At 70.1% G+C, this 22808-nt stretch carries 12 protein-coding genes and 1 pseudogene; 8 read left to right on the top strand and 5 right to left on the bottom strand.

What is annotated here, in order from left to right:
- Positions 1-214: 214 nt before the first annotated feature.
- Both ACIPLC_RS20490 and ACIPLC_RS20485 read right to left on the bottom strand, forming a co-directional pair.
- On the bottom strand, positions 215-463 hold the full coding sequence (locus ACIPLC_RS20490) for a hypothetical protein (protein ID WP_400474421.1): 249 nt from the start codon (positions 461-463) through the stop codon (positions 215-217).
- Complete coding sequence (locus ACIPLC_RS20485; protein ID WP_400474420.1) at positions 460-1497, bottom strand: alcohol dehydrogenase catalytic domain-containing protein; 1038 nt, start codon at positions 1495-1497, stop codon at positions 460-462. The genes ACIPLC_RS20490 and ACIPLC_RS20485 overlap by 4 nt, the downstream gene beginning before the upstream one ends.
- Before the next feature lie 742 nt (positions 1498-2239).
- Between ACIPLC_RS20485 and ACIPLC_RS20480 the strand changes: the two genes are divergently transcribed.
- The 5 genes and pseudogenes from ACIPLC_RS20480 to ACIPLC_RS20460 form a co-directional block, all read left to right on the top strand.
- Positions 2240-4162, top strand: a complete 1923-nt coding sequence (locus ACIPLC_RS20480) for an ABC transporter substrate-binding protein (protein WP_400474419.1) — start codon at positions 2240-2242, stop codon at positions 4160-4162.
- Positions 4163-4208: 46 nt separating this feature from the next.
- A complete protein-coding gene (locus ACIPLC_RS20475; protein WP_400474418.1) occupies positions 4209-5153 on the top strand; it encodes an ABC transporter permease in 945 nt (314 codons plus the stop codon).
- Positions 5153-6070: an ABC transporter permease gene (locus tag ACIPLC_RS20470; protein ID WP_400474417.1), complete on the top strand. Its 918-nt coding sequence runs from the start codon at positions 5153-5155 to the stop codon at positions 6068-6070. The genes ACIPLC_RS20475 and ACIPLC_RS20470 overlap by 1 nt, the downstream gene beginning before the upstream one ends.
- Positions 6071-6089: 19 nt before the next feature.
- The gene (locus ACIPLC_RS20465) at positions 6090-8138 is read left to right on the top strand and encodes a dipeptide ABC transporter ATP-binding protein (RefSeq protein WP_400474416.1); all 2049 of its coding nucleotides are present in this window, start codon (positions 6090-6092) and stop codon (positions 8136-8138) included.
- A gap of 216 nt (positions 8139-8354) precedes the next feature.
- Positions 8355-8624, top strand: a pseudogene (locus ACIPLC_RS20460) (Ohr family peroxiredoxin); the annotation flags it as partial.
- A 109-nt stretch (positions 8625-8733) separates the two neighbouring features.
- On the opposite strand, the gene ACIPLC_RS20455 reads toward ACIPLC_RS20460, so the two are convergent.
- Positions 8734-9390, bottom strand: coding sequence for a TetR/AcrR family transcriptional regulator (locus ACIPLC_RS20455; protein WP_400474415.1), 657 nt, complete (start codon positions 9388-9390; stop codon positions 8734-8736).
- 59 nt (positions 9391-9449) lie between these two features.
- Between ACIPLC_RS20455 and ACIPLC_RS20450 the strand changes: the two genes are divergently transcribed.
- Together ACIPLC_RS20450 and ACIPLC_RS20445 are read left to right on the top strand one after the other, a co-directional pair.
- Entirely contained in the window at positions 9450-11063 is a 1614-nt protein-coding gene (locus ACIPLC_RS20450) for an FAD-dependent oxidoreductase (protein WP_400474414.1), read from the top strand.
- Positions 11064-11527: 464 nt separating this feature from the next.
- Positions 11528-14557: an ATP-binding protein gene (locus tag ACIPLC_RS20445; protein WP_400474413.1), complete on the top strand. Its 3030-nt coding sequence runs from the start codon at positions 11528-11530 to the stop codon at positions 14555-14557.
- Positions 14558-14935: 378 nt separating this feature from the next.
- Here ACIPLC_RS20445 and ACIPLC_RS20440 read toward each other — a convergent pair whose 3' ends face one another.
- Entirely contained in the window at positions 14936-15097 is a 162-nt protein-coding gene (locus ACIPLC_RS20440; RefSeq protein WP_400474412.1) for a hypothetical protein, read from the bottom strand.
- Between the two features lie 229 nt (positions 15098-15326).
- On the opposite strand from ACIPLC_RS20440, the gene ACIPLC_RS20435 reads away from it, so the two are divergent.
- Positions 15327-15722 (top strand): hypothetical protein, encoded by a 396-nt coding sequence (locus ACIPLC_RS20435; protein ID WP_400474411.1) that lies wholly within the window; start codon positions 15327-15329, stop codon positions 15720-15722.
- A gap of 113 nt (positions 15723-15835) precedes the next feature.
- Here ACIPLC_RS20435 and ACIPLC_RS20430 read toward each other — a convergent pair whose 3' ends face one another.
- Entirely contained in the window at positions 15836-21961 is a 6126-nt protein-coding gene (locus tag ACIPLC_RS20430; protein ID WP_400474410.1) for a glycosyl hydrolase family 18 protein, read from the bottom strand.
- Positions 21962-22808 lie beyond the last annotated feature (847 nt).

Raw genomic sequence — 22808 nt, 5'->3', positions numbered from 1 at the left:
GGGCGCCCTCCGAAGATCATGACACCGGCAAAACAATGACTGGCTTTCCATCATATGAATCAGGCCCGACTCAAGCCATTCCCGTCCCACGGCCCCCACGCGTCGGCGCCCGCGTTGACGCGCCGTCCAACTGACCCCGCCTCGGCCCGGCGCGGCCGCCTGGCCTGCACCCCCGCCCCGTGCGGCCGCATCCGACCGGATGCGACCACATGCCCTACCGACGGCTGCGTGCCGGTGCGGGGTTGAGCTTGGAGCCGAGCACGGACAGGAAGGTCGGGAGCCTGTGCACCGCTCGTCCACCGTCTTGCGCACGGCGGCAGTTGCCGAAGTACTCGATCAGCTCCGGATCGGTGATCGCGAGCGTGGCGAGGTGGCCGGGAAAGAGCCGCTCGTGCGCGGCAGCAGTGGCGGCGGCGGCGGTGGCGGTGGCGGCGGTGGCGGCGTCGGGCTTGCGGGTGCTCACGGGCGCACCAGCACCTTCAGCCGGCTGCGGTCGTCCATCGCCCGGTAGGCGTCGGCGACCTGGTCCAGGCCGACCTCGGCGTCGAACACCCGGCCCGGGTCGATTCGCCCTTCCAGCACATCGGGGATGGCCTGCTCGATATAGGCGCGCACCGGGGCCGGGCCGCCGGCCAGCTGGGCGTTCTTCCCGAACAGCGACCCGAAACCGACCGGGGCCTCCTCGTACTGCGGCACCCCGACGCGGGAGATGATCCCGCCGGGCCGCACGATGCCGTACGCCTGCTCGTAGGCGGGCATGAGGCCGACGGCCTCCAGGACGACGTGGGAGCCCTCGCCTCCGGTCAGGTCCCTCACCTTGGCGACGCCCTCCTCGCCGCGCTCGGCCACGACCTCGGTCGCGCCCCACTCCTTGCCGAGGTCGGTGCGGGAGGTGTGGCGGCCCATGAGGATGATCTTCTCGGCGCCCATGCGCCGGGACGCCAGCACGGCGGACAGGCCCACCGCGCCGTCGCCGATGACGGTCACGGTCCGGCCGGGCCCGACCCGGCCCATGTGGGCGGCGTGGTAGCCGGTGAGGTAGACGTCACTCAGGGTGAGCAGCGAGGGCAGGAGCGCCGTGTCCACGTCCGTGGGGATCTTGACCAGGGTGCCGTCGGCCTGCGGCACCCGGACGGCCTCGGCCTGCGCGCCGCCGACGCCCCCGGCGCCGTACCAGCCGCCGCGCGGGCAGGCGGTCTGGAAGCCGTCCCGGCAGATCGGGCAGGTGTTGTCGGCGAACGCGAACGGGGAGACCACGAAGTCGCCCCGCTTCAGACCGTGCACCTGCGATCCGGTCTCCTCCACGACACCGAGGAACTCGTGCCCCATCGGCGTGCCCTGGTCGGTCTTGTCCATGGAGTGGTAGGGGTGCAGGTCGGAGCCGCAGACACAGGCCAGGGCGATCCGGACGATCGCGTCCGTGGGCTCGACGATGGACGGGTCGGGCACGTTCTCGGCCCTGACATCGCCGGGCCCGTACATGAGGGTGGCACGCATGGAAGATCCTGCCTTTCGTCACTGCTCGTGCAGCGCCCGTCACCGTCACCGGGGCGCGCCGGGTGCCGTCGGGCCCTTCGAAGGGCAGGCCCGGCCCCTCGGCCGCGGCGATCTCCTCCGGATCCGAGCCGATCCGAGCTGATCTGAGCTGATCCGAGCTGATCCGAGCCGCTCCAGTCCATCATCGTCGTTCCCTTCGGCTGTGCAACGCCAGGTGCCGGGGCTCCCGTAAGGCGCCGGCAAACGCCGCCCTCCCCCGAGCCGTGCTGAAAGCGGCTCCACCAACCCCACCATCCCTCTTCGCCTCCTGGGGTCCGAGTGCCCGCGCGCGCCCCGGTTTCCGTCCGGGAAATCACCCCGCGAACGACGCGGATTCCGCGCGAATTCCGCACCGAATTCCGCGCGAATTCCGCGGTGAACGAGTTCTTCGCGTCCTTCCCGGGCCTGCCCTCCCGGTCCCGCCGCCGGGATCATGCTGGGCCTCAAGATCCATTCCTTGATGGAAACTTGACGAACCGGAGTCCTCCCCAAGGCTTCTCTCTGTTCGAAAAATCGGTCTAACTGGTAGCACCGAGCGGGGCAGGGCCAGCAGGATGCGGCTGAAGCCCATGGACGCCGGTGCCTTCCCGCCGTCGGGAAAGCCGCTCACGTTGCCCGATCACGGCATCGCCATGCCTGCGTCGGCGATCCGTCAGGTCGCGCAAGGAAAGAACTCGCTGGTGTTCACGTGGGGGAGAGGGGCATGCCCAGGATGACGAAGTCCGCAGGAGCGCGCAGACTCGCACAGGCAGTGGCGCTGGTCACGGTCATGGCAACCGCCACGGCCTGCAGCGGCGGCAGCAACAACAACGGGGGCGGCGGCAGCGGCAGCCCGGGGCCGACCGGAGCAGCGGTGCAGGGGGGCGTGGTGCGGGTCGCCGAGCCGCCTTCCACCTTCCCGGACGCCATCTGGCCGTTCGACTCCCCGTCCCAGGTCAGCACGGTGAACACCAGCCAGTTCCAGGAGCTGTTCTACCGCCCCCTGTACTACTGGGGTCTGAACGACAAGGTCACCCTCGACCCGGAGGTGTCCCTCGGCGAGGCGCCCGCCTGGAGTGCGGACGGCAAGACCGTCACCGTCCAGGTCAAACCGTGGAAGTGGTCCAACGGTGAGGGCGTCACCGCCCAGGACGTGCTGTTCTGGATCAACATGGCCAAGGCCGAGACGTCCAACAGCGGCTACTACACCCCGCCGAACCCGGCGATCGGCGCCAAGTACTTCCCGGACAACGTGGCTTCGGCCACCGCCTCGGGCCAGACCCTGACGCTGACCCTCAACACCCCGGTCAGCCAGAGCTGGTTCACCGACGACGAGCTCAGCCAGATCACCCCGATGCCGCTCGCCTGGGACCTCACCGGCCCGGGCAAGAAGGGAAGTTGCGCGAGCGACGCGTTCGGTTCGGACGCCGCCATGACCGACTGCGCGGCCGACTACGCCTACCTCAGCACGCAGTCGACCAAGGGCGGCGACTTCGCGGGCAGCCCGCTGTGGTCGGTGGTCGACGGCCCGTGGAAGCTCAAGAACTACAACGGCACCTCCGGCGCGTACGGGATCGTGCCGAACACCACCTACTCGGGACCGCAGAAACCGCACCTCGACGAGGTGGACTTCGTCCCCTACACCTCGGACACCACCGAGTACGCGGACCTGAAGGCCGGCAGCGGCGGCGCCAACGCCATCGACGTCGGCTACCTGCCGGCCGAGGACTCCCCGACCTTCAACGCCAAGAACCCGGACGCGGGCAACCCGTTGAGCAGCGCGGGGTACTACATCCCGGCCCCGACCTACCTGGACGAGATCTCGTACTACCAGATCAACTTCGCCAACCCGGACGTGGGCGCACTGTTCAAACAGCCCTACTTCACCAAGGCGGTCCAGGACACCGTGGACCAGCAGGGCATCATCAACGGCATCTGGAAGGGCTGGGGCTACCCGACCACCGGCGCCGTGCCCACCCTCCCGGCCGGTAACCCGCTCTCCCCCAAGAGCCAGTCCGAGCGGGCCACCTACGACCTGGCCGCCGCCAAACAGCTGCTGAGCAGCCACGGTTGGAACACCGACAGCGTCCCGGCCACCTGCACCGATCCGGGCAGCGGCCCGAACCAGTGCGGTGCCGGCATCGCGGCGGGCACCAAGGCCGCGTTCACGATGAACTACCCCTCGGGCCAGGCCGCGCTGGACACCATGGCGGCGGACATGCGCTCGGACGCGGCCAAGGCGGGCATCGGCATCACCACGGTCAGCCAGACCCAGAACACCATCGGCAACGAGGGCGTGGCCTGCAGCGCCGCCCAACCGGCCGGCTGCCAGTGGCAGGCCCTGCTCTACGGCGGCTGGGTCTACGCCCCCGACTACTACCCGACCGGTGACGCGCTGTTCGCCACCGGAGCCGGGCCGAACGTCTGGAGCTTCTCCGACCCGAAGCTGGACCAACTGATCGTCAAGACCACCACCGGCAGCGACGTCAACGACCTGTACGCCTACGAGGACTACATCGCGGGCGACCAGCCGGTGATCTACACCCCCAACACGCTCGCGGTCAGCGAGGTCACCAAGAAGCTGCACGTAGACGCCGGTGACCCCTTCCAGGGCTACGAGCCGGAGTACTGGTACTACACGAAATGACGGCCACCCGTAACCGCGCCGCCGCTGCCCCCCACAGGGGGCGGCGGTGACGGCCTACCTGATCCGACGGCTGTTCCAGGCCCTCGTGACGGTGCTGATGGTCACCGTCATCTCCTTCGGCCTGATGCAGCTCATGCCGGGCGGCCCGGTCCGGGCGATCCTCGGTGCCCACGCCACCCCGGCCAACATCGCCCACCTGACCCAGCAGATGGGTCTGGACCACCCCGTCTACGTGCAGTACTGGACCTGGCTGGACGGCCTGCTGCACGGTGACCTGGGCTTCGACTACATCCAACAGCGCCCGATCTCCGACCTGCTGTTCAACGCCCTCGGCGCCTCCGCCTACATCGTCGGCGCCTCGCTGCTGCTCGCGCTGCTGATCGCGGTACCGGCGGGCCTGTTCCAGGCCACCCGCCGCAACAGCGTGCTGGACCACGCCTTCACGGTGTTCTCCTTCGTCGCCTACGGCGTGCCGACGTTCTTCATCGGCTTCCTGATCCAGCAGTGGTTCGAGGACGACCTGCGCTGGGTCTCGGTGCAGAACCAGGTGGCCACCTTCGGTGACGCGCTGACCCACCCCGGGGCCGTCTGCCTGCCCGTCCTGACCCTGACCGTCACCACCGTGGCCGGCTACAGCCGCTACATGCGCTCCGGGGTGCTGGACCAGATCACCCAGGACTACGTACGGTCCGCCCAGGCCAAGGGCGCCTCCCGGCGCCGCACCCTGTACGGCCACGTCCTGCGCAACGCCCTGATCCCGATGGTCACCCTGGTCGGCCTCTCGCTGCCCGCGCTGGTCGGCGGCGCGCTGATCGTCGAGTACGTCTTCAACATCCAGGGCATCGGGCTGCTGAGCACCCGTGCCGCGCTGCAGAACGACTACGGCGTCACCCTGGCGGCCACCCTGCTCACCGCGGTGACCACCGTGGTCGGTTCGCTGCTGGCCGACCTCGGCTACGCCGTGCTGGATCCACGAGTGAGGCTCACCTGATGGCCCTGACACCCGGTACAACGGCGGGTCGGCCCGCCTCCGACCCGGGCGGGGAGCCGGCCGGGCGACCCCGCTCGATGCTCCGGCGCGGCGCGGAGGTCTTCGCCGAGAACAGGCTGGCCCTGGTCGCCGTCGCCGTCCTGGTCGCGATCATCGCCTTCTGCTTCCTCGGCCCGCTGTTCTACCACGCCGACACCTCGGTGGTGAACCTCTCCGCCGTCACCCTGCCGCCGGGCGCCGGGCACCCGCTCGGCACGGACAACGACGGCATCGACGAACTCGGCAAGGTGATGGCCGGCGGGCAGACCAGCCTGGAGATCGGCCTCGCCGCCGGTCTGATCGCCGCCGTCCTCGGCGCGCTGTACGGCGCGGTCGCGGGCTACCTGGGCGGCTGGATCGACGCGTTGATGATGCGGGTGATCGACTCCCTCATGTCCTTCCCGCTGATCTTCCTGCTGATCTACCTGAGCAGCGTCTACGGGAAGAGCAAGGCCGTGCTGATCCTGGAGGTCGGCCTGACCTCCTGGTTCGGCATCACCCGCCTGGTCCGCGGCGAGGCCCTGGCGATCAAGGTCCGCGACTACGTGGCCGCGTCCCGGATGATGGGCGCGGGCGGCCGGCGGATCGTGCTGAAGCACATCCTGCCCAACACCGTCGGGACCACGATCGTCAACACCACGTTCTCGATCGCCGACGCGGTCTTCGCCCTGTCCACGCTCAGCTACATCGGCCTGGGCCTCCAGGCCCCGAACAACGACCTGGGCGGCATGCTCGACGTCGGCACCAGCTACGCCGGCCAGGGCTACTGGTGGATGATCTATCCGCCCGCCGCCGTGATCATCCTGATCATCCTGTGCTTCAACGTGATCGGCGACGCCCTGCGCGACGCCTTCGAAACCCGGCTGCAGAAGCGGTGAACCCGACGGAGGATCAGCAGTGGCGCTCCTCGAAGTGACCGGCCTGCGCACCGAGATCCGGCTGAAGCGCTCGGTGGTGCACGCCCTGGACGGCGTCGACCTCGCGGTGGACGCGGGCGAGACCCTCGGCATCGTCGGCGAGTCGGGCTGTGGCAAGACCATGACCGCCATGTCGATCATGCAGCTGCTGCCGAACGGCGGCAGTGTCGTCGGCGGCCGGGTCCTGCTCGACGGCCGCGACCTGCTCGCGCTCGACCCCGAGAGGATGGACCGGGTGCGCGGCAACGACATCGGGATGATCTTCCAGGATCCGACCACCTCGCTCAACCCGACGATGACCATCGGCCGGCAGATCTCCGAGTCCGTGCGCATCCACCGCCGGGCCTCCCGGAAGGAGGCGCACGAGCGCGCCGTCGAGGTGCTGTCCCTGGTGGGGATGCCCAGCCCGGCCCGGCGGGCCCTGGTCTACCCGCACGAACTGTCCGGCGGGATGCGCCAACGGGCCATGATCGCCATGGCCTTGGCCAACGAGCCCAAACTGCTCATCGCCGACGAACCGACCACCGCCCTCGACGTCACCGTCCAGAAGCAGATCCTCGAACTCATCGACCACCTCAAGCAGCAGCTCGGCATGGCCGTCATCCTGGTCACCCACGACCTCGGCGTCATCGCCGGACGGGCCGACCGGATCGCCGTCATGTACGCCGGGAAGGTCGTCGAGACCACCCGCACCGAGGAGCTCTACACCGACCCCCGCCACCCGTACACCGAGGCGCTGTTCGCATCGCTGCCGGAGCGCTTCGCCGAGTCCGGCGGCCGGCTCTACTCGATCCCCGGCCTGCCGCCGGACCTGACCGCTCCCCCGGCCGGCTGCCGGTTCGCCGCGCGCTGCCGCTATGCCACCGAGCTGTGCCACACGCAGGAGCCGCCGCTGTCCGGGGAGGTCCCGGGACACCGCTACGCGTGCTACTTCCCGGTCGGCGGGGCCGAGCCGGGCGGCCGTCCGACTGCCGTGGCACCGCCCCCGGCGACGGCGGTACGGGCCCTGGCGGTGCCCGTACCGCCAGGGCCTGCCGAGCCACTGCTGCGCATCGAGAACCTGGTCAAGCAGTACGCGGTGACCAGCGGCCTGGTCCTGCGCCGGACCGTGGGCGCGGTCAGCGCCGTGGCCGACCTCTCCCTGACGGTCCGCCGGGGGGAGACGCTCGGCCTGGTCGGCGAGTCCGGCTGCGGCAAGACCACCGTCGGCAAGCTCATCGTCGGCCTGGAGCGGCCCACCAGCGGCAGCCTGGTGTTCGAGGGCCGGGACCTGGCCCTGGTGCCACGGGCCGAGCGGCGCCGACTGCGCCGGGACGTCCAGCTGATGTTCCAGGACTCCTACGCGGCGATGAACCCGCGGATGCCGGTCCACTCGATCATGCGCGAGCCGCTGGACATCCACCGGATCGACGGCCAGGCCGACCGCGACCGGCGGATCAGGGAGATCTTCGACCTGGTCGGCCTGCCGCTCACCGCCCTGGAGCGCTACCCGCACGAGTTCTCCGGCGGCCAGCGCCAGCGCGTCGGGCTGGCCCGCGCGCTGGCCCTGCGCCCCAAGCTCATCGTCGCGGACGAGCCCGTCTCGGCCCTGGACGTGTCGATCCAGTCGCAAGTGCTCAACCTGATGAGCGATCTGCAGGGCGAACTCGGGCTGTCGTACCTGTTCATCTCGCACGACCTGTCCGTGGTCCGGTACCTGTCCGACCGGATCGGCGTGATGTACCTGGGCAAGCTGGTGGAGATCGGCCCCGCACCATCGGTGTACGCCCGGCCGGTGCACCACTACACCCGCGGCCTGCTGGACACCATTCCCGTGGCCGACCCGGTGGTGGAGAAGGCCAAGAGCAACCGGGGCGTCGCCGGGGAGCTCCCGTCCGCGATCGACCCGCCGTCCGGCTGCCGCTTCCGCACCCGCTGCGCGGCGGCGCAGCAGATCTGCGCGGAGGCCGAGCCCCCGCTGACCGCCTTCGGCCCCGACGACCACCTGGCCGCCTGCCACTTCCCACTGCGGCCCGCCCCGATCCGCTGAGAGCGTGCTGGTGAACCGGTCTGTAGCTCGATGACCAGCAGCTTTCGGGTGGTCGCGGTGTCGGGGTGGCCGGCTGCGGGCAACCAGCGGAGGGTTCGTCTGGTCGTGGAGGCGTGGGATGCCGTCGGTGACCGCATTGCTGGAAGTCCGGGAGGCGCGGGCCCGGGAGGACCTGGATTCCTGGCTGGAGATGCTGCGGGAGGGCTACGACGCCCGGCCGCCGGCTACGCGGCCTGCTTCGCCAGCGCGCTGGGCGCGGTCGGCCGGATGGAGAAGGTGGACACCAAGGACGCCTCGGTCACCGCCGAGATGAGCATCGGCAAGGAGTTCGACGGCGGCTTCGGCCTCAGCGTCACGCTGCGCGTCGAGCTGCCGGACGACCTGCAGAACGAGGCCGGCCGCGCCCTGGTCGAGCAGGCCCACGCCTCCTGCCCGCACTCCAAGGCCACCCGGGGCAACATCCCGGTCTCGCTCGTCGTCGAGTAGTCGCGGGGATTTTTGAACGGCGGTCGACCGCAGGCCACTTCGGCCTGCCGGCCGCCCGCCGCCCGCCGTCCGCGTTCGCGCCCACGGCGGCGCTACGACAGCGATGGCGCTACGACAGCGGCAGCGCCCGCCTGAGCGCACCGAAGGCCGCGTCCAGCAGGGCCCGATGATCGGGGTCGACCGCCGCCGCGCTCTCCCCCGCCAGCATCCGGCCCGCGGAGGTGAGACAGCCGGTGCGATAGGCGGCGACGGCGAGCGCGGCGGTCAGCCGGGGCTGCGGGTCCGGCGAGGTCTGCGCGATCACCTCGGTCAGCGCGCCCTCCAGCTCCTCGACGCCCTCGCGGGCCCGCGCCCGCAGCGACGGGGAGTCCACCACGACCTGCCAGAAGGCCGTGAAGCGATCCCGCAGCGCCGCCAACGGGTAGCCCTCGTCGACGAGTTCGAGAATCAGGCGATGCAGCGCCGCGAGTGGGGACTCGGCGGCCGGGCGGTCGCGCACCGCGCTCGTGAACAGCTCGACGACCTCCGGGATCCGGTCCAGGAAGAGGTCCTCCTTGCGCGGGAAGTGGTTGAAGACCGTCATGGCCGAGACCTCCGCCGCCTCGGCCACCTCCGCGACGGTGACCTGGTCGAACCCGCGCGCCAGGAACAGGGTGGTGGCCACGCCGGAGATCCGCTGCCGGGTCTGCGCCTTCTTGCGCTGACGCAGCGTGAGGTTCCGGGACTGCGGTTCGTCGCCGGCGTCTGGGGTCTTGGCTACATCCATGACCGAAATTATATCCACCACAGGTTTTTAGTGACTACAGTGAAGTCATGGACACGGACATGCGCACAGACGCAGGCACCGACGTAGGCACGGACGCAGGCACGGACTACGACGTGGTGGTGGCGGGCGGCGGGCCGGTCGGGCTGATGCTGGCCTGCGAGCTCCGGCTCGCCGGAACCTCGGTGCTGGTCATCGAACGGCTCACCGAGGTGGACCAGACGGTCAAGGCGGGCGCCATCAACACGCCCAGCGTGGAGGCCTTCTACCGGCGCGGGCTGCTCCCGGCGCTCGAAGAGATCCACGCGCAGGCACTGGAGAAGTTCGCCCAGTTCACCCGGCAACGCCGCCCGGGCGGGCCGCCCACCAACGGCGGAGCGCCCGCCGACAGCGCAGTGCCCGCGCGGGCGCCGCAGCGGATCGCCGGGCACTTCGCCGGGATCATGCTGAGCGTCGACCGCTTCGACCCCGCCGACGACCCCGACTTCGCCGACCGCGGCCCCGTCGACAAGGCCGCCCTCATCCCGCAGGCCGCCCTGGAGCACGTGCTCGGCGAGCGCGCGGCCGAGCTGGGCGTCGAGCTGCGCCGGGGCGTGGAGTTGACCGGCTTCGACACCGACGAGCACGGGGTGACCGTGCACACCGACGGCGGTGCGCCGATCCGAACCGGCTGGCTGGTCGGGTGCGACGGCGGCCGCAGCACGGTGCGCCGGCTCGCCGGGTTCGACTTCCCCGGCACGGCCCCGGAGATCACCGGCCACCAGGCGATAGTGGAGATGACCGGCTCCGAGGCCCTGGGCGCCGGCTGGAACCGGACCGCGGTCGGGACGTACGTGCACGGGCCGATGCCGGGCCGGATCCTCACCGTGGAGTTCGACGGTCCGCCCGCGGACCGCCAGTCGCCGGTCACCGCCGAGGAGTTGCAGGCCAGCCTGCGCAACGTCAGCGGCGTGGACGTGACGATCACCAAGGTGCACAGCGCGACCCGCTTCACGGACAACGCCCGCCAGGCGAGCACCTACCGCGCGGGCCGGGTGCTGCTGGCCGGCGACGCGGCGCACGTGCACTCCCCGTTCGGCGGCCAGGGGCTCAACCTCGGCATCGGCGACGCGATCAACCTCGGCTGGAAGCTCGCCGCCACCGTGCAGGGCTGGGCGCCGGAGGGCCTGCTGGACAGCTACACCGCCGAGCGGCACCCGATCGGCACCTGGGTCCTGGACTGGACGAGGGCACAGGTCGCGCTGATGCGGCCCGAGCCGGGCAGCGGCGCGCTGCGCAACGTCGTCGCCCAGCTGGCCGACACCGTGGCCGGGACCACCTACTTCGTCAAGCAGCTCTCCGGCGTGTGGCAGCACTACGACCTGCCCGGCGAGCACCCGCTGGTGGGCCGCAGCGCACCGGACCTCGTACTCGCCGACGGCAGCAAGCTGGCCGACCACCTGCACGACGGCCGCGCGCTGCTGCTGGACCTCACCGACGACCCCGAGCTGCGCGCCCGCGCCGACGGCCACCGCGACCGGTTGCGGATCGTGACTTCCCACTGCCCCGAACAGCCCACGCCGGCCGCCCTGCTGGTCCGCCCGGACGGCTTCGTCGCCTGGGCGGGCGACAGCGGTGAGACCCCGGACGGGCTCGACGAGGCGCTCGGCAGGTGGCTCGGCGCAGCTCGGGGCTGAGCTCAGAGCTGGCGCAGGACGGCGGCTGCAGGGTGCCCGAGCGCAGGCCGGAGTGGCGTCGGTGGTGTGCGGCCCGACCATCGGGCGGTAGCGCGCGGGCCGCCGCCCAGATGACGCCCTCGGCGGCGGAGGAGAGGTTGCTGACCGCTGGTCGTGGAGTGTGCATAAGCGCGCTCGAGTGTGCGGGAGTTCTCTCTGGCGACTCCGTCTCGTGTATCCAATTCAACGACATCTGACATGTTTTGACGACTTGTCAGTTCGATCGGGACGCCCGGTTCGGCTACGTCCACGTCGGGCGTCCCGAGCGGCCCGGCGACTGGCGGCCCGACAGCCTGGAGGCCGGTTCCCACCGCTCCTCGGTGTCCGTACTAATGTCGTGGAGCACCGCGGCCGACGGCCGTCACCCACGGGCGGCACGGTTCGGACCCGGTGTCATCGCGAGCTCTTGGGGGACACTGAAGCGGATGAGGATGACGTTCGGGCTGTTGGGCCCCCTGACGGTCGCCGTGGACTCCGTGCCGCAGGCGCTGCCGAGGGCCACCGTACTGCGGGGGCTGCTGGGGGCCCTGCTGCTCGCGGAGGGGGAGCGGCTTCCCGCCGGGCGGTTGCTGGAACTCGTGTGGGCGGGGCAGGCGGACCGGATCGGCCGGGGCGCGGTGCACACCGGGGTGTCGCGGTTGCGCGCCTGGCTCGGACAGTTCGGGGACGAGGCGGTGGCGCTGGAGTCCGACCCGCAGGGGTACCGGCTGGCGACCGGAGCGGACGCGGTGGACCTCGGGCGGTTCCGGGGGCTCGCCGCCGACGGGGACTTGGCCGGGGCGCTCGGGCTGCGGCGCGGCCCGGTGCTGGCCGGGCTGGAGCGGGTGAACCGCGAGGACCCGCTGGTGACGTCCGTGGAAGGCGCGGTGCGCGCCACGGCACTGTCCCTGGCCCGGGCCGCACTGGCGGCCGCAGCGCCCCGCACCGCCCTTCCGGCCGTGACGGCGCTCGCGCAGGAGCACCCGTTCGACGAGCCCGTGCACGCCGCCCTGCTGGAGCTGCTGGCGGCGGACGGCCGGGCGGCCGAGGCGCTGCGCCGCTTCCAGTCGCTGCGCCGGCGGCTGTCCGAGGAGCTCGGGATCGAGCCGGGCGAGCAGGTGCAGAACGTGTTCCTGGATCTGCTGGCCCAGGACCGCGACGGAACCCGTCCGGACCTCGGGCGATCGCGCGTACCCTCCCAACTCCCCCGGGACCTCCCGGACTTCACCGGCCGCGACGACCAGGTACGGCTCGTCCTGGACGTACTGGCGGCCGGCCGGGTGCCGGTGATCGCCGGCATGGGTGGCATCGGCAAGACGGCGCTGGCCGTCCGCACCGCCCACCGCGCCGCTGCCGACTACCCGGACGGCCGGCTGTACGCGGACCTGCGCGGGGCCGACGAGTCGCCCGCCGACCCCGCCCGGGTCCTGGCGGCCTTCCTGCGCGCGCTCGGCGCCGACCCCCGGGAGATCCCGGACTCCCTCGACGAGCGTTCGGCGCTGTACCGCACCCTGCTCGCCGACCGCCGCATGCTCGTCCTCCTCGACAACGCCGCCGGCGAGCAGCAGATCACACCGCTGCTCCCGGGCACACCGGCACACCCGACCGACCTCCCGGCCGACCACCCTGCTGAGCACCCGGACGTCCGCTCCTCCGTGCTCGTCACCAGCCGCGCCGCGCTCACGGCCCTGCCCGGCGCCCGGCTCGTCGACCTCCACGAACTCGACGCCGACCACGCGCGGACGCTGCTGCGCCGCATCCTCGGGGACCACCGCGTCGCCGCCGAACCGGTGGCCGCCGCCCAGATCGCCGAGCTGTGCGGCGGCATGCCGCTGGCCGTCCGCATCGCCGGAGCCCGCCTGGCCGCCCGGCCGCGCTGGGCCCTGGCCCGGCTCGCCGACCTGCTGCGCGACGAACGACGGCGGCTCGACGAGCTGGCGGCGGGTGACCTGGCCGTACGGACCGGCTTCGCCGTCGGCTACGCCCGGCTGTCGGAGCCGACCCGCCGCACGTTCCGGCTGCTCGGCCTGCTCGACGCACCCGACTTCGCGCCGTGGGCCGCGGCGGCGATGGCCGGTGTCCCGATGGAGGAGGCGCAGCGGCAGCTGGAGGAACTGATCGACGCGCAACTCCTCCAGGAGACCGGAACGGAGCCGCACCTGCGCTACCGCTTCCACGACCTCGTCCGGTTGTACGCGCGCGAGCACGCCGAGGCCGCGGACCGCCCGGCCGAGCGCGCCGCGGCGCTCGAAGGCGCCTTCGGCGCCTGGCTCCGGCTGGCCGAACAGGCGGCCGACCAGGTGCCCGGGCCGTGCTTCGCACCGATCCACGGCGACGCACCCCGCCACCCGCTGCCGTCCGCCCTCACGGCAGGGCTGCTGGACGACCCGATGGCCTGGTTCGACGCCGAGCAGCCGGCCCTGAACGCGAGCGCCCGGCAGGCCGCCGCGCTGCGCATGGTGCCCGTGGCCTGGGACCTCGCCGCCTGCCTGGAGAAGTACTGCGACGTCCGCGGCCTGTACGACGACTGGCGCAGCACGCACCTGGCCGTCCTCCAGGCCTGCCGGGCGGCCGGGGACGTCCGGGGCACGGCCGTGCTCACCCGCGGCCTCATCGAGGTGACGACCTGGACGACCCCGGCCGACGGCACCCAGACGATGGTCGCCCTCCAGGACCGCGCGCGGCAGTTGCAGCGCCTGTTCGAGGAGGTGCGGGAGCCGCGCGGAACGGCCGACGCCCTCGTCCTGACCGCCTGGAGCCTGGTGGCCCAGGGACGCGAGCAGGAGGCGCTGCACACCGCCCGGCGGGCGCTGGACCTCGCCACCGTCCACGACCACCCGGGCGGCCGCGCCAGGGCGCACCAGATCATCGCCATCGCCTACGGCGAGAGCGACCTCGGCCGCACGATCGAGCACCTGACCGAGACGCTCCGGCTGGCGCGGCTGATCGGCAACACCCGCTTCGAAGCGACCGCGATCCAGTTCCTGGGAGCCGCGCACGGCCGGGCCGGCGAGGTGGAGCGGGGGTGCGAGCTGCTCACCCGCTCGCTCGCCATGGCCCGCTCCCTCGACGACCGCTACGTGGAGGCGTTCTCGCTGCTCTACCTGGCCACGCTGTACTCGGCCACCGGCGACGACCGCGCCCGCCCGACGGCCGAAGCGGCCCTGGTCATCGCCCGGCGCTTCGACATGGGCCACCACCTCGCCCAGGCCCTCGGCATCCTCGGCGAGCTGGACCTGACGGCGGGACACCACTCCTCGGCCGTCTCGTACCTGGAGGAGTCCGTCCTGGTGTGGCGCGCCCGCGGCTGGCGCTCCTTCCTCACCGGGGCGCTCCGCGCGCTCGGCCGGGCCTACGCGGCGGCCGGACTGCCCGAGTCGGCCGCGCGCGTGCTCGACGAGGCCCGCGAGCTGAGCGACCTCCCGCTGGCCGGGCCCGGCGCGGGCCCCGGCGACGCCCTGACGTGCGGGAGCTGACGGCGGCCGCCCCTGTCCCACTCCGGTCGGTACCCACCCCGGCCGGTACGCGGTGACGTCTCGTCGCGGCGCCTCACCGCGGCCTCACCGGCCCCAGGGCCATCAGTAAGCGATCGGTAAGACGCCCCGCCCTACGCTCGATCCCAACGGCACGGCACAGGCTCCCCGCACCCACCGGGCGAGCCACCGCACACCGCACACCGCAGGACCGCCATCCCGCAGGCGCCCCATGGGCTACCGGCCGGGTCCGCACAGGGGACGGACCCGGCCGGAGGTGTGTCCAGGCCCCGCCGTGGCGGGACGGACACGGTCCACCGCCGGGCGGGCGTCGGGTGGGCATCCCCCATCCCCACTTCCCACTTCCCAGGGAAGTCGCGATCACCGAACCTGCTGGCCGACCCCGTCGCCGTCACCACCCGTCGAGTCGACCGAGACGTCCCAGTCGATCTCGCCCACCGCGTCCGCCTCGGCGTGGATCCGGCGCAGCAGGCAGATCCTCAGGCTCAACACCGGAAACCGGCCCGGTGACAGCACACTCATCACGGCGAGACTCCATGACCAGCACGACCAGCACGACCAGCACGACCATCCGACGTCTCGCGCTCTTCGGCGCGCTCCTCGCCACGCACGGGGAACTTCACCCTCTGGCGGACCAGTGGGCGCAGGCGGGCCGAGACGCTACGGCAAACGCCTGCGCGGCGACGATCTCGTGCACCGGGACGGGACGCCGGTTACCGCCGATCGTCCCGCTCTCTGCGGCGAGCGGACGATGACCGCCGGCGCGTTCGGACTGCGGTGCGCCGCCCAGCACGTCCTGTCGTACAGCGCCGTACAGACGGCCGGGGCTCTGGCCATCACCCGGGCCTGCGGATATCGGCTGCCCGCCGCCCCGCTGCTGGCCGGGACGTTGGTCAACGGGCTCACCCACGCTCTGATCGACCGCGGGCCGGTACTGGCCGGCCTTGCCAGGCTGGCGGGCAGGACGGACTACATCGAGGCCTGCAAGGCCCTGCGGTTGGACGAGGACGGCGAGGTGACGACTTCCTTGTACGGGCCCGGAACGTCGTGGCACGAACTGGACCAGGCCCTACACCGGGGCATCTCCGTTGCGGCGGCCGCCGTCATCGCATGGCTGGCGGTCCGGTCCGGCAGTAGGCGGCGGTGACTGCGCCGCAGCCTACGGCGAGGTCAGGTGCCTCGGATGCCGGTGTGCCCCCGCCCCCGGCCGATGAGCCGGGGGCGGGGGCACACGTTCATGTGACCGCTATAGCGGCAGGGTTACTTGTCGAACGAGGTGTTGCCGTTGTACTGCCGGGCCCAGGGCGCGCTGCCGTCGGTCCTGTAGAGCACGAGGTTGCCGTCGTTCTGGACTGCGAGTACCGCGCCGGGGTTGCCGTCGGTGTTGGTGTGGCGCAGCCTGGCCCAGTCCTCGGCGTACAGGACGAAGTCTCCGGTCTTGAGCATCGAGGCGTGGTGACCGGTGCCGATGGTGTTCGACCTCCACTGGGCCTGGCCCTGCGGGTTGGCGAGCACCAGGTCGCCGTCGTCCTGCATGCTCAGCTTCCAGCCGTTGCTGGAGGTGATCGAGTCTCCCTTGTTCAGGGTCGTGTCCGACGGCAGGAGGCCGGAGGCGTCGGTGTCGCCGGTCTCCCCGAGGTCCTTCCACGGCTTGGAGCCGTTCGGCTCGGCCGTTCCGGGTTCGGCCTTGGTCGACCACAGCGGCTTCCAGTGGTGCCCCTTCCACAGCACCACGATGCCGGGGAGGTAGGACCGGCCGGAGTTCCACTGGTAGGCCTTGCAGGCTGCGCCACCGGCGGTGGGCGGCTCGACCTGGGTGGTGCCGCGCCGGTTGTCCGAGGCGATGCCGAAGGACTGGCCGCCGATCTTGACCTGGAAGTTCGCCGGGCCGGTGATCGGCAGGTAGTACCGGAACGGCACGTCGATGCTCTTGCCAGCGGGAACCTCCTGGCAGGCCTCCAGCGCGACGGTGACCCGGTGGAAATCGGTCTTCAATCCACCGGTGTTGGGCCCGCTCCTGCTCGGCTGCACGCCGGTCAGGTCCTTGCCGTCACTGTCGCGGAACACCGCCGCCGCGGAGGTCGGGACGTCGAAGGAGAACTCCGTCCCCGACGGCAGCGGCTTGCCGGAGTTGTTGGTGATCCGCAGGAGCGGGTCGAGCGGGTAGAACGGGTCCACTCCCGGGCCGCCCTGGTAGAACCCGGTCAGCTCCGCCTTGACGTTGAGCACCTGGCCCGGCAGGTCCTGGTTGGCACGGCGGGCGCCGTAGGCGGCGGTGCCGCGCAGCTGCTGGTCGATCTGGCTGGTGAGCGTGTAGCCCATGCCGTACTCGCCGCCGGGGCGCTGCTGGTAGTCACCGCCCAGTTCCCACAGCATGACGCCGCCGATCTGGTTGTCGACCACGTACTGGGTCTTCGCCTTGATCGACAGTTCGTCCTCGGTGGACAGGAACACCTTCTTCTGGTCGTTCCACAGCCAGGCCGCCGCCATGGCGTCGCTGTAGTTGCGGGCGTAGGTGCCCTGCACCTTGCCCGCCGTGGCGGCGGGGTCGACGCCGTAGGACTTCAGGTAGCCCGGTGTGCGGCCGTCCTGGAGGTTCTTGGCGTGCCACAGGGGGTTGGAGCCGGCGGGCATCTCGCTGCCGTCGGGGTTGAGGTCGTGCCAGATGTTGTCCACGCCCACCGCACCGGCGCCGCAGGGCATGCGGGTGCCGTTGGAGCCGACGGGGCCGTTGCCGCCGGTGCCCGTCGGGCACTTGTTCTGGTCGGGCATCGCGGCGGTGCCCCATAGGCCGTTGCCGACGCCACCCTGCACGTCGCGCCAGCCGCGGGTGTAGTAGGGCATGCCCAGGTTGATCCGGCCGGGCTGCAACGCGCCCCGGTAGTAGTGGTAGGCCCAGTCGGTGTTGAAGTACCCGATCTTCTGGTACTCGGGGTTCTTGGTCGTGTCGTAGATCCCCGCGCCGACGAGCTCGGGGTCGCGGCCCTCGTCGTACAGCGGCGCCTGCGGACCGACGATGTTGTTCCAGGTGCCGTGGAAGTCGTACGTCATGACGTTCACGAAGTCCTGGTAGGCCAGCGCCTGATGGTTCTCCAGACCCCGCACCAGGTATCCCGAGGAGGAACCGGCCGAGGTCAGCAGGTAGTAACGGCCCCGGTTCGAGCCGGCGTTGTCCAGCTTCTCGCGCAGGGCCTTCATCAGCGCGTTGTAGCCGGCCTGCAGGCCCTTGCGGCGCGGGTTGGAGATGCCCCAGTCATCGGGGTTGCCGGTGTTGGGCATCGCGGTGGGGTACTCGTAGTCGATGTCGACGCCGTCGAACCCGTACTGCGCCAGGAAGTCCGCGACCGAGGCCGCGAAGGTGTTGATGCCGTCCGTGTTCACCGTCCCGTCCTCGTTGGTGGCCATCTTGTAGAAGCCCTTGGTGGCCGTCCAGCCGCCGACCGAGATCAGCGTCTTGACCTGGGGGTGCTGCTTCTTGTACTTCGTCAGCAGGTTGAAGTGGCCCTGGTAGGGCAGCGACGGGTCCACCGCCGCCTTGTCGTCGCCGGGCCAGGTCATCTGGGTCGCGGCCTTGGCACCGTCGCCCAGCGAGATCCTGTTGTCGGCGCCGACCTCGGCGAAGGCGTAGTTGAGATGGGTGACCTTCGACCACGGGATGTTGGACACCAGGTACTTCGGGTCCCCCTTCTCCCCGCTGCGCCATCCCGTGAAGTAGCCCACCACGCGGCGCGTCCGGTCACCCGAACCCAGCCACTCACGGCCCTGGCCGTCGTAGACGTCGCAGTAGCGGGTGTCCACACCCGCCGTCGGGGTGATGCCGTCCGGACGGCACGCCGACTGCGGCCCGCCGACTGCGGGCTTGGGGCCACGGGTGTCGGCCGCGTCGTCGAACGGGTTGCCCGCGTCCCCGGTCTGCGACGGGACCGGTGGCGACGTCGGACAGTCCGTCAAGCCCAGCGCCGAACCGTCGTTGGTCCCCGCCGCCTTCAGGCACATTCCCGTCGCCCGGTTACGCAGCAGGTCGCCCTCGCGCGCCCACCGCTGGCCGTCGTTCCCCTTGCAGGCGGACTGGTGCACGTTGAACGGGGACGCGGGGTCGCGTTGCAGGCACATGCCGCTGCCCTGATTGACCAGGGTCACCGTGCCGTCACCGGCACCGGGAGCAGTCCACTGCTGGTTGCTGCCCACCACCGTGTCGCAACCCCACAGGTGCACACGGCCGCCGTCACGCCTGCCGCCACCGTCGGTGTTGTCCACGTCCAGGCACTTGTTGCTCGCCCGGCTGCGCACCGAGCCGTCCGTCTTGAACTCCCAGGCCATGAGCGGCGGCGCCGCCGGCGCCGGCTTGTCGGGGGTGACTCCGGGCAGCTTCCACCGCTGCCCTATCGCACCGTCTTGGCATGCTTGGAGCTTCAACGTCTCATCATTCGCCCCGGCGGTCAGACACAGATCGCCATTGCGCACGGTGGCCCAGCCGCTGCCGGCGTCCACCACCTTCCACAAGGCGTCCGCGCCTCCGGATTCCGCGGAGGCCAGCCGTGCCTCGTGCGATCCCGCGTCATGGGACAGCCGCGGTCCGTTGTCGAGCTTGCTGACGATCTCCCAGAGGCCGTCCGGAGCCCGCCGCAGCGTCCACGTCTGCGCCGGCTGCTGGTCCTTCTTGCCCAGTGCCTTCACCCGCGTGCCGGGCGTGGCAATCGCGTTGTCGACGTCGGCGACCAGGCTGTCCTTGGCGGACTGCAGGAACCCGGTACGGGCCGATTCGTCAGGCGCGTTTTCCGTCGCCCCCTCGTTCACCGCACGCGTGACAGTCCACCGCTGGTTCTTTTCGCCCTTGTCACAGGGGTCGAGACTCACCCAGTGGGTGGACTGGCGGGAACTCTGGGCCAGGCAGAAGACCCGCGTCGTCGGTGGCTCGGGCCACGGGTTCGAAATATTCTGCGTTACCTGAAATGTTGCCGTCCCGTCTCCGGCACCCGCATCGGGCACGTTCCACACCCAGCCGCCCGTGGTGGGGGTGACGATGGACGCCCATTGCCAGTTCTTGCCTCCGTCACCCCGCAACTTTCCACCGCGGTAGATGTTCTGGAGCTCGGGAACCGCCGAATCGGTGAACTTCCAGCGCTGCAGGTTGGAGTCGCGCTCCGTTGAGGTGATGGCCCACTTCGAGCCGGAATATTCTCCGCTCAGCACCTCACCGTTCGCCGCGTTCCGGATGATGAGCGGCTTTCCACCGGCCTCGGCGACGACCTGTGCCGACGAAGTGGTATTCCCGCCATCCGGGCCGGGTGTGTTACCGCAGGTGAATTCGCGGCGCTCCGACCCGTCAAGCTGGGCGGCGAACTGGGTCAGGCAGGCACCGAGCGCCTGCTGGCCGTAGGCGTTCGGGTGGATGGCCTCCTGCTGGTCACCCTGCGACCCGAGCCGCCAGTCCTTGGTCGAATCCAGCAGGTAGGGGATCCAGCGGACCCACTCGGCGTCGGCAGCCGGCAGCGGATTGGCCGAGGAATTCTCCTTGGTCGCCTGCTTCGCCGACGCGCTGCACAGTTCGTGTCCGGCAAAGGCTCCCTGCGTGTCCATGTAGGAGGCGCCGCTGTTCCGCGCTGCTGTCCGCGACATATTCGCTATCTGGGGAATCAATGAATTGAAGGCCCAGTCCAGGTCACTGTTCAGGATCGGACAGCCGCCATCGTGGTAACGGTCGTAAGGATTGACGCTTCCCTTGTATCGGTTCTCGGAGGCGCGGGTAAGCGGATTAGGATATCCCTGGATGATGACCTGGGCGTCCCCCTGGCCGGCGCCCTCCAAAGTCGACCGGATCTTCTTTACGGCGTCCTCGACCTTTGCCTGTGTCGCATTCAGCTTTTCCGGAAGCTTCTTCATCTCATCGCTGCCATTACATGGCTGCCCGGCCAACGGAATGAGGTACCGAGCTGTACAGCTCTTGATTATCCCGGAGAAGTCAAGGTCATTGCCGCCGATGGACAGCACGACCAGGTTGATGTCGTGATTCTTGGCGATATCGGCGAGCTGTTCGACCTGCGGCCGCTCACCCTTGAAAGACTCCGAGACGATGTGCCTGGTTTCGGCGCCGGAGCAGGCGATATTGAATTGATTCTCCGGGGAAACCCCCTCGACCGTCGTACTTTTGATCGGCGCAACATCCGAACGGTCACAACGGCTGCCACCGTTGTAGGAGGTGTCGCCGTAGACGCCGACGCCACGGTCGGTGCCCCACACGTCTCCCTGCGGAGACGTGTCCGCATTGCCCTGCCAGCGGCCGGCCTCGCCGGAGATATAGCTGTCCCCCATGGAGACGATAGCCTCCGGGGTGCCACAGTTCGGATTGTCTCCTGGCGCCATCCGGGGTGCCCTGCAGGGGCGAGCCGGGTCTTCGGTCTCGCCCAGCACCGGAATGGTGCTGAAAACTACGGGGTAATGGTCACTGGTCAATATGTCGTTCTGGACGTATGCCTTGTAGGGGCCTGCGAGGGGGGAGGAAACCAGGTAGTCGTACTCTTTATTCGGCACATTCCCGCCCCTGCGTGTCGGGAAGGTGTAGACGTTCGGCCTCGTGATTTGATACTCACCATCCGGAACTCCAAGCTTCGTCAGGTCACGGACTATGTTCGCCCTCCCGGACGCTACGACGGTCCGATTGAAGTCGCCGAGCACAGCCCAATTGGCGCCGACGTGCCTGTCCTTAACCGCCTTTACTAGCTCGGCAGCATCATTCTTACCACCTCCCTTGCTATCACTATGGATACTGTAGAACCAAGTATCGCCAAGCTTGACCCCAAATGCAGGACGGGGGGATTTTGCGCGATTGGCGTGTGTCGACCAGGTGGCATCGAACCCGCCCACCGGCCGGTCCGTCACTATGGCGAATGCGCGATTCTCATTGTTGGTGTTCGGCTCGCCAGGAACAGGGACATCTCCCTGCAGGGCTGGGTTCTCACCGAAGTACACATAGTGCTGCTTAATCTCGCCCGATGCGGGATCCTTGAATTGAGGATCTCTCCAGACGTATTTCAGAACTCTGATCTGCTTTTCTTCGCCAGCTACGCCTGCAGGATTTTCAATATCCACGTACTCAAGGCCATCGGCCGTCAGTTCTTTCGCTCCATCTGGCTGTGCGGATGGCTCTGTATCTGGGTGCTCCTGCAACGCGAGAAGGCTGATTCCTCGCTGGGCTACGAGCTTCGGGATGGTCTCCTTCCACTTGTCCACTCCACCAGCCATGTTCCAGGTTGCGGCCCGCACATCGTGCACGGCGGCGCTGGCGGTAGAGACGGGCAATCCCAGAGCTTGGAGCAGGCCAACGAAGACGGTGAGCACCAGCGCGCCGGCCAGTGACGTGCGCGACCGTTCACACAGGCTGGCCAATCGGCGGCAGGGCGGCTTGATAGGACTCCCGCCCTTCGTGGTTCCCCTGCCCACCTTTCGTGAATGGTCCACGTTGAACGGGGACCGCATGGCGGATATACGCGCACGGGGCGAACGGACCGGAGTACGCAGGAGTGTTCCGGAGATTCTTCTTCGCATTGCTGCCTCTCGGGTGGTGGATATTTCGGGGAACGCCGGACTGTATTGGGCGCTGGCCAACGTGCAAGAAACGCGGTGTGGTTGCCCGGTCCGGGAGGAACCGTCGGTGCCCCGATTCCCTCTTCCTGGCACCCGCGTGAGGCACCGACCGCCCCTCACCAGCGCGGTTGACGCCCCCTTGGGCACCATGCCGGAGCGTAGGGGCTGTCCATCATCAGGAGATCAATTCCGCATCAACGCCCGGCTGGCCCCGAGTCCGCCCTGATCGTTCACATGTTGCGGGGCGGCGGCTCCCGTGTACGGACGCTGTTACGCGGGGCGGATCTGGTGCTGGGTATCGGGCGTGGTGAGACAGCGGGTGATGTCTGCACGGTCCTGGCGGAAGGGGAGGCCCGAGGCGCGGTATGCCTCTGCGGCGGTGTGCTCGGTTCCGCCCGGCGTCGACCGCGGGCGAAGGGCTGCTGTCGCCGACCGCCGGAGCGTCGGCCATCCCCGCTGCACCCCTACGGGACTGGCGGAAGGAGGCCCGGTCGCGCGCCGACTGGGCCGAGCCCGGGTCATTCCGCGACCGCGCCGCCCCCTCCTGCACGGCGTCTGGCGCCCCACGCGGGGACTGCCTGCGCTCTGTACGCTCAGCTCTCGATTGATTGCCCTCTGTCATGGAATGTCTGGGTTAGTATCCTTGCTC

Source organism: Kitasatospora sp. NPDC086801 (assembly GCF_044745805.1).
Taxonomy (GTDB): Bacteria; Actinomycetota; Actinomycetes; order Streptomycetales; family Streptomycetaceae; genus Kitasatospora.
The sequence above is the reverse complement of the archived record's forward strand: the minus strand, read 5'-3'. Positions and strand labels throughout refer to the sequence as shown.

Bases quoted from the DNA above. Each gene is read 5' to 3' on its own strand.
- ACIPLC_RS20435 (WP_400474411.1), top strand. From the start codon at position 15,327: ATGACCGCCGGCGCGTTCGGACTGCGGTGCGCCGCCCAGCACGTCCTG.
- ACIPLC_RS20480 (WP_400474419.1), top strand. From the start codon at position 2,240: ATGCCCAGGATGACGAAGTCCGCAGGAGCGCGCAGACTCGCACAGGCA.
- ACIPLC_RS20450 (WP_400474414.1), top strand. From the start codon at position 9,450: ATGCGCACAGACGCAGGCACCGACGTAGGCACGGACGCAGGCACGGAC.
- ACIPLC_RS20455 (WP_400474415.1), bottom strand. From the start codon at position 9,390: ATGGATGTAGCCAAGACCCCAGACGCCGGCGACGAACCGCAGTCCCGG.
- ACIPLC_RS20440 (WP_400474412.1), bottom strand. From the start codon at position 15,097: ATGAGTGTGCTGTCACCGGGCCGGTTTCCGGTGTTGAGCCTGAGGATC.
- ACIPLC_RS20470 (WP_400474417.1), top strand. From the start codon at position 5,153: ATGGCCCTGACACCCGGTACAACGGCGGGTCGGCCCGCCTCCGACCCG.
- ACIPLC_RS20445 (WP_400474413.1), top strand. From the start codon at position 11,528: ATGAGGATGACGTTCGGGCTGTTGGGCCCCCTGACGGTCGCCGTGGAC.
- ACIPLC_RS20485 (WP_400474420.1), bottom strand. From the start codon at position 1,497: ATGCGTGCCACCCTCATGTACGGGCCCGGCGATGTCAGGGCCGAGAAC.